Here is a 14,555-nt window from a genome sequence, read left to right as displayed (position 1 = left end):
GGAGAGTCCAGCGTGAATGTATCAGGTCGAGCAACTGCGCCTTCACGCCCAGCACTACGTGGATTTGGCGCTTCAGCATGCCAGCCGCTTTGGCCGGTGGAGCAGAGGTTCGGGCGAGCGGCTCTGAACCTATTTTGCAAGCCGTCTCTCAACAGCCGGGATCCGCGCAGAGCACCCAGGTATCTTTGCTGCCGCCCCCCTGGGAGGAGTTCACCACCAGAGATCCCTTCTTGAGGGCGACGCGGGTCAGCCCCCCTGGGTGAACGTAGATCTCTTTGCCGTAGAGGATATAGGGCCGCAAGTCCACATGACAGGGTTCTAGACGGGGGCCTTCTCCCCGATCCACCAAGGTGGGCACGCGAGAAAGGCACAGGGTGGGTTGGGCGATGTAGTTGCGCGGTTGGGCGCGGATTTTCTCGGCAAAAGCAGCCCGCTCTTCCGGTGTGGCCTGGGATCCCATCAGCATGCCATAGCCACCCGACTCGTTGGCTGCCTTCACCACCAGCTTGTCGAGGTTCTCCAGCACATACGCCTGATCCTTGGGATCCCAGCAGAGGTAGGTGGGCACGTTGGGCAAAATGGCTTCCTCTCCCAGATAGTAGCGGATCATCTGGGGCACATAGGCGTAGATCACCTTGTCGTCCGCCACCCCCGTTCCCAAAGCGTTGGCAATCGCCAGCCGCCCTGACCGATAAACCTCAAACAGGCCGGGTACCCCCAAGAGGGAATCAGGGCGAAAAGCAAGGGGATCGATGAAGTCATCGTCGATGCGGCGGTAGATCACATCCACCCGCTGCAGCCCTTTGGTGGTGCGCATTTGCAAATAGCCATCGGCCACCACCAGATCCCGCCCTTCCACCAGCTCCACCCCCATTTGCTGGGCGAGGAAAGAATGCTCGAAGTAGGCGGAGTTGTAGATGCCGGGGGTGAGCACCACCACCGTTGGGTTGGCTAGGTGCGGCACCAGGTTAAGCAGAGTATCCAACAAATGGCTAGGGTAGTCGTCCACCGGGCGGATCCCCATGGTGTTGAACAGGGAGGGAAAGGTGCTTTTCATCACCCGCCGATTTTCCAGCACGTAGGAGATTCCCGACGGACAGCGCAGGTTATCTTCCAACACGTACCAAGTCCCGTCCCGATCCCGCACCAGGTCGGTGCCGGTGACGTGGCACCAAATTCTCCCCGGCGGGTTGAGCCCCACACAGGGCCGCAGAAATCCCTTGGCCGTTTCGATCAGCTCGGCAGGGATCACCCCATCCTTAAGGATCTTCTGGTCGTGATAGACATCGTCGATGAACAGGTTGAGGGCGTGGATGCGCTGCTTGAGACCCTTCTCCAGCCGCTGCCACTCGGAAGCCGAGACGATGCGGGGAATGATGTCAAAGGGGAAAATTCGCTCCGTGCCCTGGCTATCGCCATAGACGTTGAAGGTCACCCCCATTTGAAAGAGGGCCGCCTGTGCTGCCGCTTGCCGCTGCTGCAGTTCCCCTTCTTCCAGAGAATGAATGCGCTCAATCAACGGGATCGCCTCAGGACGGGGCTGGTTACGCCCCAAAAACAGCTCGTCGTAAAACCCCTCGCCCGGGTCGTAGGCATCAAAACGCACGTCTGGGATCCCTGGAACGCTATCTTCTTCTACTGTTGGGGGCTCTGGATCTGCATAATGTGCTTTCAGCTACTTTTAGCCTGGTAAAAAGAAAGGACTCCGTCGCGCTGACGCGAAAGGACTCCGTCCCGCGAACAGTGGGTTGGCCAAACCAGGGGGGGAGCTCTAGGGATCCGCCACCTCAAAGGCCCATAGCCCCCGCTCGGCAGGGATCCGATGCAACTGCCCCTTGGGAAAGCGCCGTTGCAGCTCTGCCCCCTGCTGATCCCATACCCACTCGTTCATGAACAGGGTAAACGGTGGCTCCAGCGCCTGGATGGGCAACACCTCGGGGGAAAACACCGCTACCTTTTGTTCCCGTCCGGCAAAAAATTGGATCCAGCTTTGCCAATAGTGGGGTTCCCCCCAGCCGAAATAGGGGTAGGCAGTGCTAGCCGCCAGATAGAAGCGGTAGTCGGGATCCATTTGGCGAGCTGCCACATAGCGCCCGGTGGCCCCCACATCGTTGCCCTGCGTCCAGCCTTTGTGGACAAAGTCTCCAAAAATGGCCAGGTTCCACCCCCCAATCAGCAGGATTGCCCCCGCCATCGCCGCCGCCGGCAGCCAACTCCCGGCCCGGGATCCCCAGCGTTCCAGGAGACCTGCCAGCACTTGGATCCCTTCCAGGGTTAGGTAGGCTACAAAGGGCAGGATCACCAGCAGGCGAGTGTAGTTGGGGGCTTTGGTGATGGCCAAGCTAAAGAGCAGGTAGAGAAACAGGAAGCTGCCCAGGCAGAGCCAGTCGTGGGGTTGGCTGCGCCCTTTGAGAAGGCGGTAGAGCCCGGATCCCAGCCCCAGCCAGATCAAGACCCCTGTCAGGGGATCTACAAAGGCATGGCCGTAGTTGGGATAGATATAGCCCCGGTCGTGCTGGCTGGGGTCGTTGAACATACTTAGGCCGTTGCGGATGTTGCGCCACACCGCCTCGGCTGGCGTAGCGGCATTCACCCACATCTGCTGCAGCGCCCGCCCTTCTGGGAAAAAGAGAAATTGCTGGCGGGCATACTCGGCGCTCACTGGCGGAGCAGTGGCAGTGGCCACCAGAATGGGCGCAGCCACCAGGAAAAACCCCAGCGCCGCCGGCACCGTCAGCTTGGCCAAAGTCCAGAAGGGGTTGGCCTGCTTGTTTTCTCCTTGCAGATCCTCCCGGCCCAGGAGCAGGTAGAGGCCGCCAAACAGCAACCCCAGCAAGATCACCACCCGCCCCGGCAGATAGCCGTAGAGGGAGAAACCCGCTGCCCCTCCCCCCAAATACAAAAGCAGGGGATTCTTTTCCCGCACGCCCTTTAAGATCAAGGCCAGGGCCGCACACTCCACCAGCACAATCAGGTTCTCCCGCATCGCCATGCGGCTGATGCCCAGCAGAGCGTGGTTGGATCCCAGGAGGGCCGCCGCCGCCAAGGCCAGCCGGGGGTTCCAGAACGACCGAAAAAACCCGTAGGCCACCAGAATGGTGACAACCCCGAAGGTGGCATGCACCGTGCGCACATTTACCAGCGTGACTCCCCCCATCAGCCGCGTCAGGCCGCCAAAGAGGCTGAACATAAAGCGGGGAAAATAGAAGTACTCTGGCATCAGCCCAAAGATATCGGGGTAGCGTACCGCTGAAGCCCGCCGGGCCATGGAGGTGATGACAATCTCGTCGGTGTTGATCTGAAAGGGGATGTTGGCCAGGTCGTAGAGGTAGATGGGAGCAAAAACCAACGCCAATAGCCCCAGGTGCAGCAACTCCTGGCGCCAGCGCAGCCGCGTCGGATCCCAAGGGGGCTGAGCTGGGGGAAACTGGGCCACGTACAACCCCACCAACAGGATGCTCAACAACCAGATGCCAACCTGCAAGACGTGGTAGCCGAACAGCCCATACCCAAGGGTCAAGGCTATCCCCAAGCCCAAGCCGGATCCCAGCAGGGCCGGACGCCGAGAAGTTGCCAGCGTATCCCAAACCGCCATAGGACTGGAGTGAGGAACAGCACTGACCCCAGCCTACCAGGCCTCTGCCGGTGTTCGATCCCTCACCCCCGGCCCCTCTCTATGCAATATCAATAAGCAATATCAATAGCCCCGCATCGCCTCGGTCTCCCGCTCCAGTTCCGGCTCCACGAAGTTGGAGGGGTCGTAGAGGAAGCGGTTGACCTCGTCTTCAAGGCGGTAGATCTCAAAAGGCTGCAATTGCTTGCCAGTTCGCAGGGCCAGCAGGTAGCCATCCACCAGCAGGCGCAGCTCGTCAGTGCGCCGATAGCCGCGATGCCAACTGTCCACCAGCGCGTCGGTCAAAGCCTGATAGTGCCGGATCAACTTCGGGTCTTGCAACATGGGGTTCCCTTGCCCTGCTTGCTTCTATCCTAACGTTTGATGTCTGTTTGTGAGGAGGAGTTGCGAAGGGATGAGAAGCTGTGTTGTCTTAAACTGTCACTCCCCCTAACTCCCCTCGACAATGGGCAGATGCAGCCGCGAGGGGGTGTCGCTGCCGCTGTGAAGAGCGAGGGTGAGAATGCGGGCCTCGATGAGCCGCTCTTCTCGCATCCCCGTGCCTGTGTTAACGGGGTAGGCCGGGAAACAGGCCGCGCTAAGGCTGAGGCGCAGGGCGTGGCCGCGGGGAATGCGGATGCAGGTGGGCTGGCAAGGGATCCCAATGGGGGCCTTGGGCTGGGGATCCCGCAGCCGGCGGTAGCCCTGGGAAAAGTTATACACCTGGCCCTCCGGCCTCACCACCGAGAGCACGGCGCAGAGATCGAAACTGGGGCTGTCGGCTTCCACATACACTTCCACGAGAATGTCCCCTGCCAGGACGAGGTCGGTTGCCAGGGGAGAGGTGGTGTAGGTGAGAACATCGGCGCGGCAGTCGAGGGCAGAGCGCTCCTGCGGCCCGGCGGGATGGATGAGGTGGCCTCCTAGGGCCGGCACGGGTCGCCAGGGATCGTGAACAAAAGTATCCGACTGCTGCTTTGGTGGGGGCTCTGGGCGAAGGGATCCCTCTGCTTCAGAAAGGGCGGCCAGGCCGCTGCTGTGCAGGTAGAAAACCTTCGGCTCCGGCGTGGGCCAGGCCTCAAAGCTGCGCCAGCGGTTGGATCCCATCTCGAACAGGCGTACCGGCGGCTCTTGGAGGATCCCTGTGTCTTTGCCTTTGAGGAACTGGTCGAACCAGCGCACCTGCAGCCGATCGATGGGGCTGACGGCCTCGGGGCCAAAGTCCAGCGCCCCCACTTTGCGCCCCCAAGGCAGGTGGGCCCAGGGCCCGACAACCAGGTACTGAGGGTTTTGGCTGCGGGCGCTTATTTCCTTGTAAAGGCGCAGGCTGCCGGTTAGGTAGCTGTCGAACCAGCCGCCAATGTGCAACATCGGCAGATCCACCGCTTCCAGACGGGGGGAGAGCTGGCGCCAGTAGTCGTCGGGCTCGCTGTGCTCCAGCCAGTCAAAGTAATAGGACTGGGGCGCATATTGCTGCAGCACGCCTGGCTTGAGGGGGATGGGATCGTAAAGGGGCAGGTTGCGGGAGGCCTTGAAAAGGGCCTGGTAAGCGTTGGCATCGCCGCGCAGGCGCGCCCCCTCAGCTTCCAGTTGCAGGGCCCAACTGAGGTTGTTGTAGAAAGCGAAGGCTCCCCCCGGATAGGCGGCATCGGCGTAGAGATCGTAGGGCAGCATGGCTGGGCAGATGGCCTTCAGAGCGCTGGGACGGGTGGAGGCGGCATACAGTTGGGTCATGCCTTGGTAAGAAAAGCCGTACATACCCACCACACCGTTGCTCCCCGGCAAAGCGGCCGCCCAGTTGACGGCGTCGAACCCGTCCTCGGCTTCGTGGCGGAAAGGGTAGAAGGATCCCTTGGACGTGCCCCGCCCCCGCACATCCTGGACGACCACGATGTACCCGTGGGCCGCATACCAGCGCGGATGGGCGTATACTACCGTCGAGGCAATGGCCCGCCCGTAGGGTTGCCGCATCAGCAAGACCGGGTAGCTCCCCTCCCCTTCGGGGCGATAGACATCCGCGTCCAGTTGGATCCCGTCGCGGGTGAACATGGAAACAGTTTCGCGGGGGCGAACGGGCAACATGGCCTGGGTTGGGCTAGCGGATCTTGCCAAAGGGATACCAACCAAGGACAACCTAAGGGATCCCTGGGTGGATTCTTCCTAAGATAAAACAGAAGCCCTTATGAGAGCATGACTCTAGTCAATAATAAGCTCAACTATACTGAAAATAATGTATAATATGTTCAGTACGGATTACTACCAGTTGATCTTTCTGTTTACTTTCGAGTCTGCCAACATGGTAGCCAAAGCAAAGCAGAAAATTGGTAGTAAGACGACACGGAAACTGCGCTTTGGGTATTCTACTCAAAGCTTTGCGGGATACCGCCATTCTGTTTGGAAACAAACAGAATGCTATCGCTGCATAGTTGAACAGTGATGTTCAGCAGTGTTCAGCGTAAATGTATCAGGGAGAAACTCCCACCAGAGTTTGAGCCCCTTCCCTGGTATTGCCCTTGATCTCCGGCCTGCTGGCGCAAACGCAACCCCCTCCAGACCCCTCTTTTATGGCTTTTATGGATTTATGGAAACAGAGACCCTGGGAAAAGATTTGTCGGAGCATGCCTCTAACCCCCAAAACCCTGAACTTTGCTGAATTTACTGAGCTTTAGGCGGTTTGGCAAAAGTCATTGAGAGGGATATAGTAGACCAAGTTTCCCCCTGATCCTTGAGTCCACCGCAACGGTTGCCGGGAAGTGAAGGGGGAAAGCGCTCGGGGGGTATTCCTCAGGGCTTTGCGGGATACCGCCTTCCTGCTCAGAGATAGGCAGGATGCGATCGCTTCTTTCCTGAACCATGTTCAGGAGAGTTCAGCGTGAATGTATCAGTACCCCTGACTTCCAACCTCTACAGCTCCCAGAGCCATTGAGGCCTAAGCCTCAGCAAATGCCCTTCTCCAGCCCCCCGACAGCACCTGCAAATCCTCCTCATCCAAGTCCGCAGGAGTGCCGGAGCGGATGAGCTCGGCAAAATCTTCGTTGGGCACCATGAAGCAGAGGGCGTAGAGGCGGCCTGGGCCGGTGTTGCGGATTTCATGCACGCCTGTTGGCGGAACCAAAATGCTGTCTCCGGTTTTGATGGGGGCCGCTTTTCCATCGCAAATGGCCAGGCCTTCCCCCTTGAGAACAAAAAACATTTCCACAGCCATTTGATGGCGGTTGGGAGGGGTTTTGCCTCCCTCATCGAAGATCTCCACACAAAAGGTTAGAGAAATCTGAGCATGAGAAGGATCGAACACGATGGCCAGGCGATTGGTATCGTGGGGGCTGATGCGAAAAGCCTGATAATCGGCAGGGGTTTTAACAATTGGAATCACGCAGCGGGAAAGCGTTTGCATCGGGATCCTCCACTCAAGCGATAAGGGGTGAATAGCGGGAAGGGCTAACAGGGGAGAGCCGCCAGCAAGTCAGGGGAGGAGGCGACAAAGCCAAAGCATTGCTTGACGTTATAGAGGGTGGCCAGCAAACAGTATTCAGGAGAGGTGGTGGCGGCGCAGTCTTCCAGCAAAATGCAGTCGTAGCCGAGGAAATTGGCATCTTGCAGCGTGGTCATGACGCACTGGTCGATGTTCACGCCGGCAAAAAAGAGGGTGGTGCGCCCCAGGTTTCTGAGAATGCTATCGAGAGGGGTATCCCAAAAGCCGCTCATGCGGAACTTATCCACCCAGATATCCTCGGGCTTGACCTCCAGTTCCTCCACCACAGCAGCGCCCCAACTGCCCCGCGTGAGGACCAAAGACCCGTTCTTAGGCAAGGGATCCCCCAGCCCTACTCCCTCTCCGGTGGGGTTGTACACATGTCGCAAGCCGGCGCTGATGTTGAGCAAGTCAGGGCGATTGCCCCAGTTCACCCACACAATCGGCACTTGAGCTTGTCGCAGGCGGGGCAGCAGGGCTTTTAGAGGGCCGATGGGAGCCCGTGCCGGTGTAACATCGACGCCAATGCTGGCCAGCCAACCGTCGGGATGACAAAAGTCGTTTTGCATGTCGATCACCAACAACGCCGCCTTGGCCAGATCCAAGCGCAGGGTTTTGCTGGAGGTGGGTAGCAGGATGGGCCGGGGATCCAAAGGCGGACGGGTGAGGTCGGCCATTTCGGCATTCACAGCCCAGGCATTGGGAGGGATCCCAAGGGTCTTCAAGGGGCGATTGGGAGTGCTCATGGATTCTCCGCTCGCGTCGCGCAGCAGTGGGATCAGGTGGGGCGGATGACCCACAACTACGCTCGACCTTAATGCACAGCCAACCTCACTTTGGAATCATAGGCTACACTTTCTCACCTTATTGACGCATGGGATCCCCCAGGGTCAGTTGATAGGGATTGAGATGGAGACCAGGAGAAGAAAAACCGAGGAGATTTCCGAAAAGCTGCCTAGGGATTCCCCTCTGCACGCTATGCTGTAGAGACCAAGGTTATGTAGAAATATGAGCATCCTGCGGCAATATATCTTTCCTGCCCTCATCCTGCTGGTGTTTCTGTTTACCCTGGTGGTGGTGAGCATTCGCTCGTTTCTGCCGGAGGATATGGCCCAGCCTGCCCCTCTAGAAGAAGCGACGCCTGTGGCCCTTTCTGCAAATGCCTGAGGATGGCTGAACAAGGGATCCCTCTGCCTGTGGGTTATCGTTGGCGCATCGGTTCAGCCTGGGATCGGCCCTGGGTGCGACGAGGATTGCAGGCCACGTTGCAGGAATCTTTTCCAGAACAAAGCAACTGGGATCACCTAGAAGAGACGCTGGATCGCCTCTTCGACCCCCCCCGCACCCCCTGCTGGTGGATCTTGAAAGAAGAAACTGCAGAGCCGGTGGGCTGTGTTTGGGCCGGCATCTCCACAGATCAAGCCACCCATCGGCGGGTGGCCTACGTCTTTTTGCTCTGGGTGGATCCCGCCCATCGTCGGCAGGGCCTGGGCAGAGCTTTGATGCAACAGGTGGAACGCTGGGGATCCCAGCAGCAGTTAGCGGCCATTACCTTGCAGGTTTACCGCCACAACCAAGCTGCCCTCAACTTTTACAGGCAGGCCCACTTTACTGTGCAAGGCTACTGGCTGTACAAACCCCTTGGCCCTGCTGCTGCCTCGCAGGAACCGGAAGACTACGAAGTTTTGTAAAGAAGCCGGGATCCGCCCTCAGGTGATTTTTTGATGAAAGCGGTGGCAACGACTGGAGGGAACGCCCATGTCCAGACCTGTCAAACTCAGCGAGGCTGAGATCCAGACCAAGCTGGAAAGCCTGCCGGGTTGGTCCTTGCAGGATGGGAAGCTGCATCGCCAATTTCAATTTCGCTCTTTTGTGGAAGCTTTTGGCTGGATGAGCAGTGTGGCTTTGGTAGCCGAGAGCATGGGGCACCACCCCGAGTGGACCAATGTGTACAACCGCGTGCGGGTGGATCTCACCACCCACGATGCCGGGGGCATTACGGAACTGGACTTCACTTTGGCGCAACGCATGAACGAGCTGGCTGGCTAGACACTCTCTCGGCAGCAGACTGAGCCATAACCAGGGATCCCTGCGGCGCCGCGGGGATCCCTATTTGTTTGCCACTGCTCAGGTCAAGTTTTGACACTCCCACCCAGGGGATTCTTACGCAGCCCAAAATGGACTCGCGAAGGCGCTGTCAAGAAGCAACTAAAGTGGCTCAAGGGCTTTTCCGCTCCGCACTAAAGTACGGGGCTACCAAGCTATCCTCTTGTGTTAGGAGCTGCATCCGTCTGATAGACTAAGCCTAAGGTTAAGAAATGATAATTTTATGAACGTGCTGGTTGTGGGGGCAACGGGAACGCTGGGCCGTCAGGTGGTGCGGCGGGCCATCGAAGAGGGGCATCAGGTTACCTGTCTGGTGCGGAACCCAGCCAAGGCTGCTTTCTTGAGCGAGTGGGGGGCTCACCTCAAGGTGGGGAACCTACTGCAGCCCAGCACGCTCCGAGCGGCGATGGAAGGCATCGAGGCGGTGATCGACTGTGCCACGGTGCGAGTAACCGACACCCTCAGCGCCCGCCAGGTGGATTGGGATGGCAAAGTTGCTCTGATCAATGCGGCACGGGCTGCCCAAGTGGGGCATTTTATCTTTTTCTCCATCATGGGTGCTCAGCACGAGTACCCTAATGTGCCCCTGATGAATTTCAAGCACCACATCGAGAAATACTTGATCGGATCCCAGATGCCCTACACCATCTTTCGTCCGGCGGGCTTTATGCAGGGATTGATCGGCCAGTACGCCATCCCGATTTTGGAAGAGCAAATTGTTTGGGTAGCCAGCGAGAGCATCCCCACGGCCTACCTCGACACCCTAGATGCAGCTCGATTTGCCGTGCGAGCCCTCAGCGTCGAAGCCGCCAAGCAGCAGGTCTTTCCCTTGGTGGGACCCAAGGCCTGGACTTCCCAAGAGGTCATCGCTCTCTGTGAGCAGCTTTCCGGCAAAAAGGCCAAGGTTCGAACCATACCACTGGGGGTCTTGCGGGGAGCGCGCAGGGTGGCCCAGTTTTTTCAGTGGAGCTGGAACATTGCCGACCGGCTGGCGTTTGTGGAGGTAATTGCCGCCAAAGAGCCGATGTATGCCGACATGACGCCTGTGTGCGAAGCCTTGGGCATTGAACTGGCTTCCCTGACCTCCCTTGAAGACTACCTGGCTGAGTATTTCCAAAAGATGTTGAAACGGATTCGCGAGCTGAAGGTTAAACAACCCAAGGTCAAGAGGCCCTTCTAGGAAACTGCAACCAAACCAGTAGCTGGGACAGGGTAAACTGGATAGCGGCCCAGCATCCCCCAGGGTTCGCCCTGGTTCTTTTCTCAGCCCCGGCTTTCTCTCTATGAGCGAGACGGTTGCCCCCTCCCCTGAAGCGACTGACCTCCATCCCGAACCGGCCATTGCCATCTCCGGCCTGACCAAAACCTATCGCACCGGCTTTTGGCTAAACAAGGTGGTCAGCCCCCTGAAGGATTTTTCTCTAACGGTAGCCCGCGGCGAAACTTTTGGGCTGTTGGGGCCGAATGGGGCCGGCAAAACCACCACGATCAAATGCCTGCTAGGGATTGTGGAGCCCACCAGCGGCAGGGGCACGCTCCTGGGCAAGCCTCTGGGGGATCGCTCCATTAAGCAGCGGGTGGGATATCTGCCGGAGAACCCCTATTTTTACGATTACCTGACGGCATGGGAGTTTCTCTATTTTGCCGGCAAGGTCTTTCGCCTGTCCGATAGCCTCCTCAAGGAGCGGATCCCGCAACTGCTGGAGCTGGTGGGGCTTTCTATCGATACGGCCCGCAAAAAGCAACTGCGCACCTACTCCAAGGGCATGCTGCAGCGCACCGGCATGGCCCAAGCCCTGATCAACGACCCGGAGCTGGTGTTCCTAGACGAGCCGATGTCGGGGCTGGATCCCATGGGCCGCTACCAGATGCGCGAGATCATCTTGTCCCTCAAGCAACAGGGCAAAACGGTGTTCTTCAACAGCCACATCTTGGGAGATGTGGAGGTGATCTGCAACCGCGTCGGCCTCATGGTCGGCGGCAAATTGGTGCAGCAGGGGACGTTGGACGAGCTGCTGGGCCAAAGCAAAAGCTACCACGTGCAAGGGCACGGCGGCGCCATCGACCAGTTCCGCGACCGCCTCGAGCACTTCTCCATCCAGGGATCCCACTGGTCGGGGGAATGGGGCGGATCCCTGCCGGAGCTGCTAACGCTTCTAAGCCAGGCGGGGGCGGTGGTGACCGATTTGCATCTGCAGCGGCAATCTTTGGAAGAATTCTTCGTCGACCAGGTGCGGGCTATTGAAGGGGATCGGCCCGTCTCTGCCTAAGTGGACTCCACCCTAGGTGTCCTGGAACGTCATTTCCGCAGCCTGGATCCCGACTCGGCGATGACGGCGCGGTAGTACTCCTCCAACTGCTGCGTGGCTGCCGACCAACTCCAGCGCTCAGCCTCTTGGCGGGCCTGCTGCCGGAAGAGCTGCCGCTGCCCGGCGCTGTCCAACAGCTGCCGCGTGGCCCGAACAAAGTCGCTGTCGGAGTCCGGCTCGAAGAGAAAGCCGTTGCGGCCGCTGTCCACCACATCGGTAATGCCGCCGCAGCGGGGGGCGATCACCGGACAGCCGGCAGCCATGGCCTCCAACAAGACCAGCCCCAGCGTCTCGGTACGGGAGGGGAACACGAACAGATCCGCGGAAGCAAAGGCCGCTGCCAGGTCTTGCCCCTGCAAGTAGCCCGTAAACACCACATCGTAGCCGGCAAAATGTTGCTCCAGGGATCCCCGCTCCGGCCCGTCGCCCACAATAGCCAGCCGCGCTTGCGGGATCTGCTCCAGCAACACCCGGATCCGCCCCACCTCTTTTTCTGCTGAGAGCCGCCCCACGTAGAGCAACAGGGGTCGCTCCGGCTGCCCTGCCGTGAGGCGGGCCCGCATCTCTGGGCTAGCAGCCTGCGGGTGAAACAGCTCCGTATCCACCCCCCGCTGCCACAGGTGTACCCGCTCGATGCCGTGGGCGCTCAACTCCTGCATCATGGCCGTCGAGGTGCAGAGGTTGAGCCGCGCCAAATTGTGTCCCAGCTTGAGGAGGCTCCACAACACCCCCTCTAGGAAACCCAGCCCGTAGTGCTTGAGGTACTTTGGCAAATGGGTGTGGTAGGAGGCCACCAGCGGGATCCCCATCGTCTGGCTGTAGTAGAGGCCCCCCAACCCCAAAACTGCCGGGTTGACCACGTGGATCACATCCGGTCGAAAACGGTTGAGCAGCTTGCCGATGGCCGGGCCAGGGGCAGCCAGCTTCAACTCCGGGTACAAAGGCAAGGGGAAGCCCGGGATCCCGTAGACCCGTGCCCGCGCAAACCGCCTGGGGGCTCCCTGAGGCGCGACGATAAGCACCGAGTTGCCGCGAGCCGTTAGATGGCGCACTGTGTGGCAAAGCCGCGTGACGATGCCATCCACCTTGGGCAGAAACGTCTCCGTAAACAGGGCTATGCGCATTGGGATCCCAAGCCTAATGAAAAGACTCTAAAGATTCTCTGAGGATGAGTGTTGCACAAAACGGCAACGAGATAACGGCTTGGGACAGCAGCGGCACAACTTTATTCCAGCAGCTTGTCTTGCAGCGGAACAGAATGAGTTGGCTCTTGGTTCTGGCCGAGGGTATCAGCCGCCGTTTTGCTAATCAACAACAGCGTGGCCGCCAGGGCCAGTCCGATAACATCTCGCCACATAATCCGCTCCCACACTCCTCACTCCTCATGCCCCCTACTGTAGCGGCGGTTTTTGCGGCTGGGCAGTGATGGGCGACGGATTTTTAGGTGACAGGAATCACTTCCAAAATTGCGGTTTTGCCCCCTAGTCGCGAAAGGCCAGTTGCAAGCTGGTGATCAGCAAGACCAAAGAGAACACCGCCATCACCCCTCCCCAAAACCAGTAGGGCAAAAACAGGTTTTGGGCAATCTGGCTGGAATCCGAGAGGACCAGCCGCCCGTTAATCACCGCAGACTCCACAAACAGGTAGTCGAGTTGGTGGTAGGTGCTCACACAGGCTTGCACCCCCAAAAACTGCAAGGCAAAGCCCCGCAGCCAAGGAGAAGCCCAGCGAGCTACTGCCAGGATGCCCAAACCCATGGCCGGGAGGAACAACAGGCCAAAGGGAGAGCGCACCCAGAGCAGCGTCGAGAGCAACAACAGGGATCCCAAAAACACCAGCCCCAGCCGAGCTGTGCCGCGGCGGCGGGAGGTGAGGATGAACAGGGCCCCGGCTAGCGGCGGCCCCATCGGCCCGGCAGCGGCTACCAAGGCCCGCCCCACCCGCCCCAAAAATAGCTGGCCACTGTGGATGGCCAGCCCCGAGCCGTCGGGATAGATCTCGAGACGATGAAACTCTCCCCCCAACAGCAGCGCCATCAGGCCATGGCCCATCTCGTGAAACCAGGTGGCTAACAGGGTAAAGGGGTAGAGGAGGTAATTGCCCCAGGGAAACTGCCAGAGCAAGACCGTCAGCCCGGCAGCAGCCACCAGCCAAACCACGCTGTGCCGGCCAGGCCTTGCGGAAGGGGAAGGAGGCAGCTCAAACTGAGTCATACCAGCAGGTGGGTGGGGAAAAGGCCCAAGATGACCTGCTGGTCTAGACGATTGCCAGCAGAAGAAAGTTCCACCTCAGGCAAAAATAGCCAGGCCAACTCCCCTCTCCCTCCGAGAGAGAGGTTGGGGTGAGGGGCAGCAAGGAGACAGGGGAGCCGTCTCACAGGTAGGTTGAAGAAGCCCCCCAGGGATCCCTGCTTATGGCCACCTTCCTGCGCGACTGGAGCTACCGCTTTCCCTGGCTTTACCGCAGCATCAGCCGCGCGGCGGCCCTGGCGGTGGGGGGCCGCGAGCGATTGCGGCGATTGCCCCTACAAGGGATCCAGATTCATCCCCAGGAGCGGGTGTTGGATCTCTGCTGTGGCCCCGCTGAGGTAACCCCGATCTTGGCCGAGCTGAGCCAAAACGTCGTTGGGCTGGATGCTTCCCCCAAGGCCCTGGCGGCAGCCCGCCAGCGCCTCCCCCACGTCGAATTTGTGGAAGCCTTTGCCCAGGATCTGCCCTTCCCCACCGACAGCTTTGATTGGGTACACACCAGCCTGGCCCTGCACGAGCTGCCCCTCCCCGATCTGGAACAGGTGCTGCGCGAAGGGTGGCGGGTGCTCAAACCGGGGGGAGGGCTTTTAATTCTCGATTTGCACGCGCCCCGGCAGCCCCTACTTTGGCCTGGACTGGTTTTGTTTCTAGCCCTGTTTGAGACCGAGACTGCTTGGCACTTCCTCAAGCTGGACTTGCCCCAGTACCTGCAGCAGCAGGGCTGGCAAGCCGTCCGGCAGACCCTGCACGCTGGAGGAGCCCTGCAGGTCGTCCAGGCGCAAAAGCCTGTTGCTTGAGTTATAGGG

15 protein-coding genes are annotated in these 14,555 nt (G+C 59.5%); 6 read left to right on the top strand and 9 right to left on the bottom strand.

All coding sequences use genetic code 11. The features are described 5' to 3' along the window. Window positions 1-148: 148 nt before the first annotated feature. The 6 genes from GG26_RS05965 to GG26_RS05940 form a co-directional block, all read right to left on the bottom strand. The gene (locus tag GG26_RS05965) at window positions 149-1,606 is read right to left on the bottom strand and encodes a circularly permuted type 2 ATP-grasp protein (protein WP_414388987.1); all 1,458 of its coding nucleotides are present in this window, start codon (window positions 1,604-1,606) and stop codon (window positions 149-151) included. A gap of 165 nt (window positions 1,607-1,771) precedes the next feature. Next, window positions 1,772-3,595, bottom strand: coding sequence for a glycosyltransferase family 39 protein (locus GG26_RS05960; protein WP_414389371.1), 1,824 nt, complete (start codon window positions 3,593-3,595; stop codon window positions 1,772-1,774). 102 nt (window positions 3,596-3,697) lie between these two features. Further along, complete coding sequence (locus tag GG26_RS05955) at window positions 3,698-3,958, bottom strand: DUF6761 family protein (RefSeq protein WP_011429921.1); 261 nt, start codon at window positions 3,956-3,958, stop codon at window positions 3,698-3,700. A 105-nt stretch (window positions 3,959-4,063) separates the two neighbouring features. Beyond that, the gene (locus GG26_RS05950; RefSeq protein WP_414389367.1) at window positions 4,064-5,695 is read right to left on the bottom strand and encodes a CocE/NonD family hydrolase; all 1,632 of its coding nucleotides are present in this window, start codon (window positions 5,693-5,695) and stop codon (window positions 4,064-4,066) included. An 847-nt stretch (window positions 5,696-6,542) separates the two neighbouring features. Continuing rightward, window positions 6,543-7,007, bottom strand: a complete 465-nt coding sequence (locus GG26_RS05945; RefSeq protein ID WP_414331516.1) for a cupin domain-containing protein — start codon at window positions 7,005-7,007, stop codon at window positions 6,543-6,545. A gap of 44 nt (window positions 7,008-7,051) precedes the next feature. After that, complete coding sequence (locus GG26_RS05940) at window positions 7,052-7,831, bottom strand: cysteine hydrolase family protein (protein WP_414389364.1); 780 nt, start codon at window positions 7,829-7,831, stop codon at window positions 7,052-7,054. A 262-nt stretch (window positions 7,832-8,093) separates the two neighbouring features. Here GG26_RS05940 and GG26_RS05935 point away from each other — a divergent pair, with 262 nt between their 5' ends. From GG26_RS05935 to GG26_RS05915, 5 genes are all read left to right on the top strand, one after another. After that, window positions 8,094-8,252, top strand: a complete 159-nt coding sequence (locus GG26_RS05935) for a hypothetical protein (RefSeq protein WP_011434410.1) — start codon at window positions 8,094-8,096, stop codon at window positions 8,250-8,252. Between the two features lie 29 nt (window positions 8,253-8,281). Next, entirely contained in the window at window positions 8,282-8,776 is a 495-nt protein-coding gene (locus GG26_RS05930; RefSeq protein WP_414389361.1) for a GNAT family N-acetyltransferase, read from the top strand. A gap of 67 nt (window positions 8,777-8,843) precedes the next feature. Then, a complete protein-coding gene (locus GG26_RS05925; protein ID WP_011429926.1) occupies window positions 8,844-9,134 on the top strand; it encodes a 4a-hydroxytetrahydrobiopterin dehydratase in 291 nt (96 codons plus the stop codon). Window positions 9,135-9,414: 280 nt separating this feature from the next. Beyond that, window positions 9,415-10,371: an NAD(P)H-binding protein gene (locus tag GG26_RS05920; RefSeq protein ID WP_099812242.1), complete on the top strand. Its 957-nt coding sequence runs from the start codon at window positions 9,415-9,417 to the stop codon at window positions 10,369-10,371. A gap of 103 nt (window positions 10,372-10,474) precedes the next feature. Further along, window positions 10,475-11,461 (top strand): ABC transporter ATP-binding protein, encoded by a 987-nt coding sequence (locus GG26_RS05915; protein WP_011429928.1) that lies wholly within the window; start codon window positions 10,475-10,477, stop codon window positions 11,459-11,461. 29 nt (window positions 11,462-11,490) lie between these two features. Here the strand turns inward: GG26_RS05915 and GG26_RS05910 are convergent, their stop codons facing one another. The 3 genes from GG26_RS05910 to GG26_RS05900 all read right to left on the bottom strand — a co-directional run bounded on the left by GG26_RS05910 (window position 11,491) and on the right by GG26_RS05900 (window position 13,713). Beyond that, window positions 11,491-12,624: a glycosyltransferase family 4 protein gene (locus tag GG26_RS05910; RefSeq protein ID WP_011429929.1), complete on the bottom strand. Its 1,134-nt coding sequence runs from the start codon at window positions 12,622-12,624 to the stop codon at window positions 11,491-11,493. Between the two features lie 101 nt (window positions 12,625-12,725). Then, window positions 12,726-12,857, bottom strand: a complete 132-nt coding sequence (locus GG26_RS05905; protein WP_011429930.1) for a hypothetical protein — start codon at window positions 12,855-12,857, stop codon at window positions 12,726-12,728. Between the two features lie 124 nt (window positions 12,858-12,981). Beyond that, window positions 12,982-13,713, bottom strand: a complete 732-nt coding sequence (locus tag GG26_RS05900) for a M50 family metallopeptidase (protein WP_011429931.1) — start codon at window positions 13,711-13,713, stop codon at window positions 12,982-12,984. 200 nt (window positions 13,714-13,913) lie between these two features. Here GG26_RS05900 and GG26_RS05895 point away from each other — a divergent pair, with 200 nt between their 5' ends. Beyond that, window positions 13,914-14,546: a class I SAM-dependent methyltransferase gene (locus tag GG26_RS05895; protein ID WP_011429933.1), complete on the top strand. Its 633-nt coding sequence runs from the start codon at window positions 13,914-13,916 to the stop codon at window positions 14,544-14,546. The last annotated feature ends 9 nt before the right edge of the window (window positions 14,547-14,555 follow it).

This window comes from Synechococcus sp. 'PEA 65AY6A-5F PE A' (assembly GCF_047462575.1).
Taxonomy (GTDB): Bacteria; Cyanobacteriota; Cyanobacteriia; order Thermostichales; family Thermostichaceae; genus Thermostichus.
The sequence above is the reverse complement of the archived record's forward strand: the minus strand, read 5'-3'. Positions and strand labels throughout refer to the sequence as shown.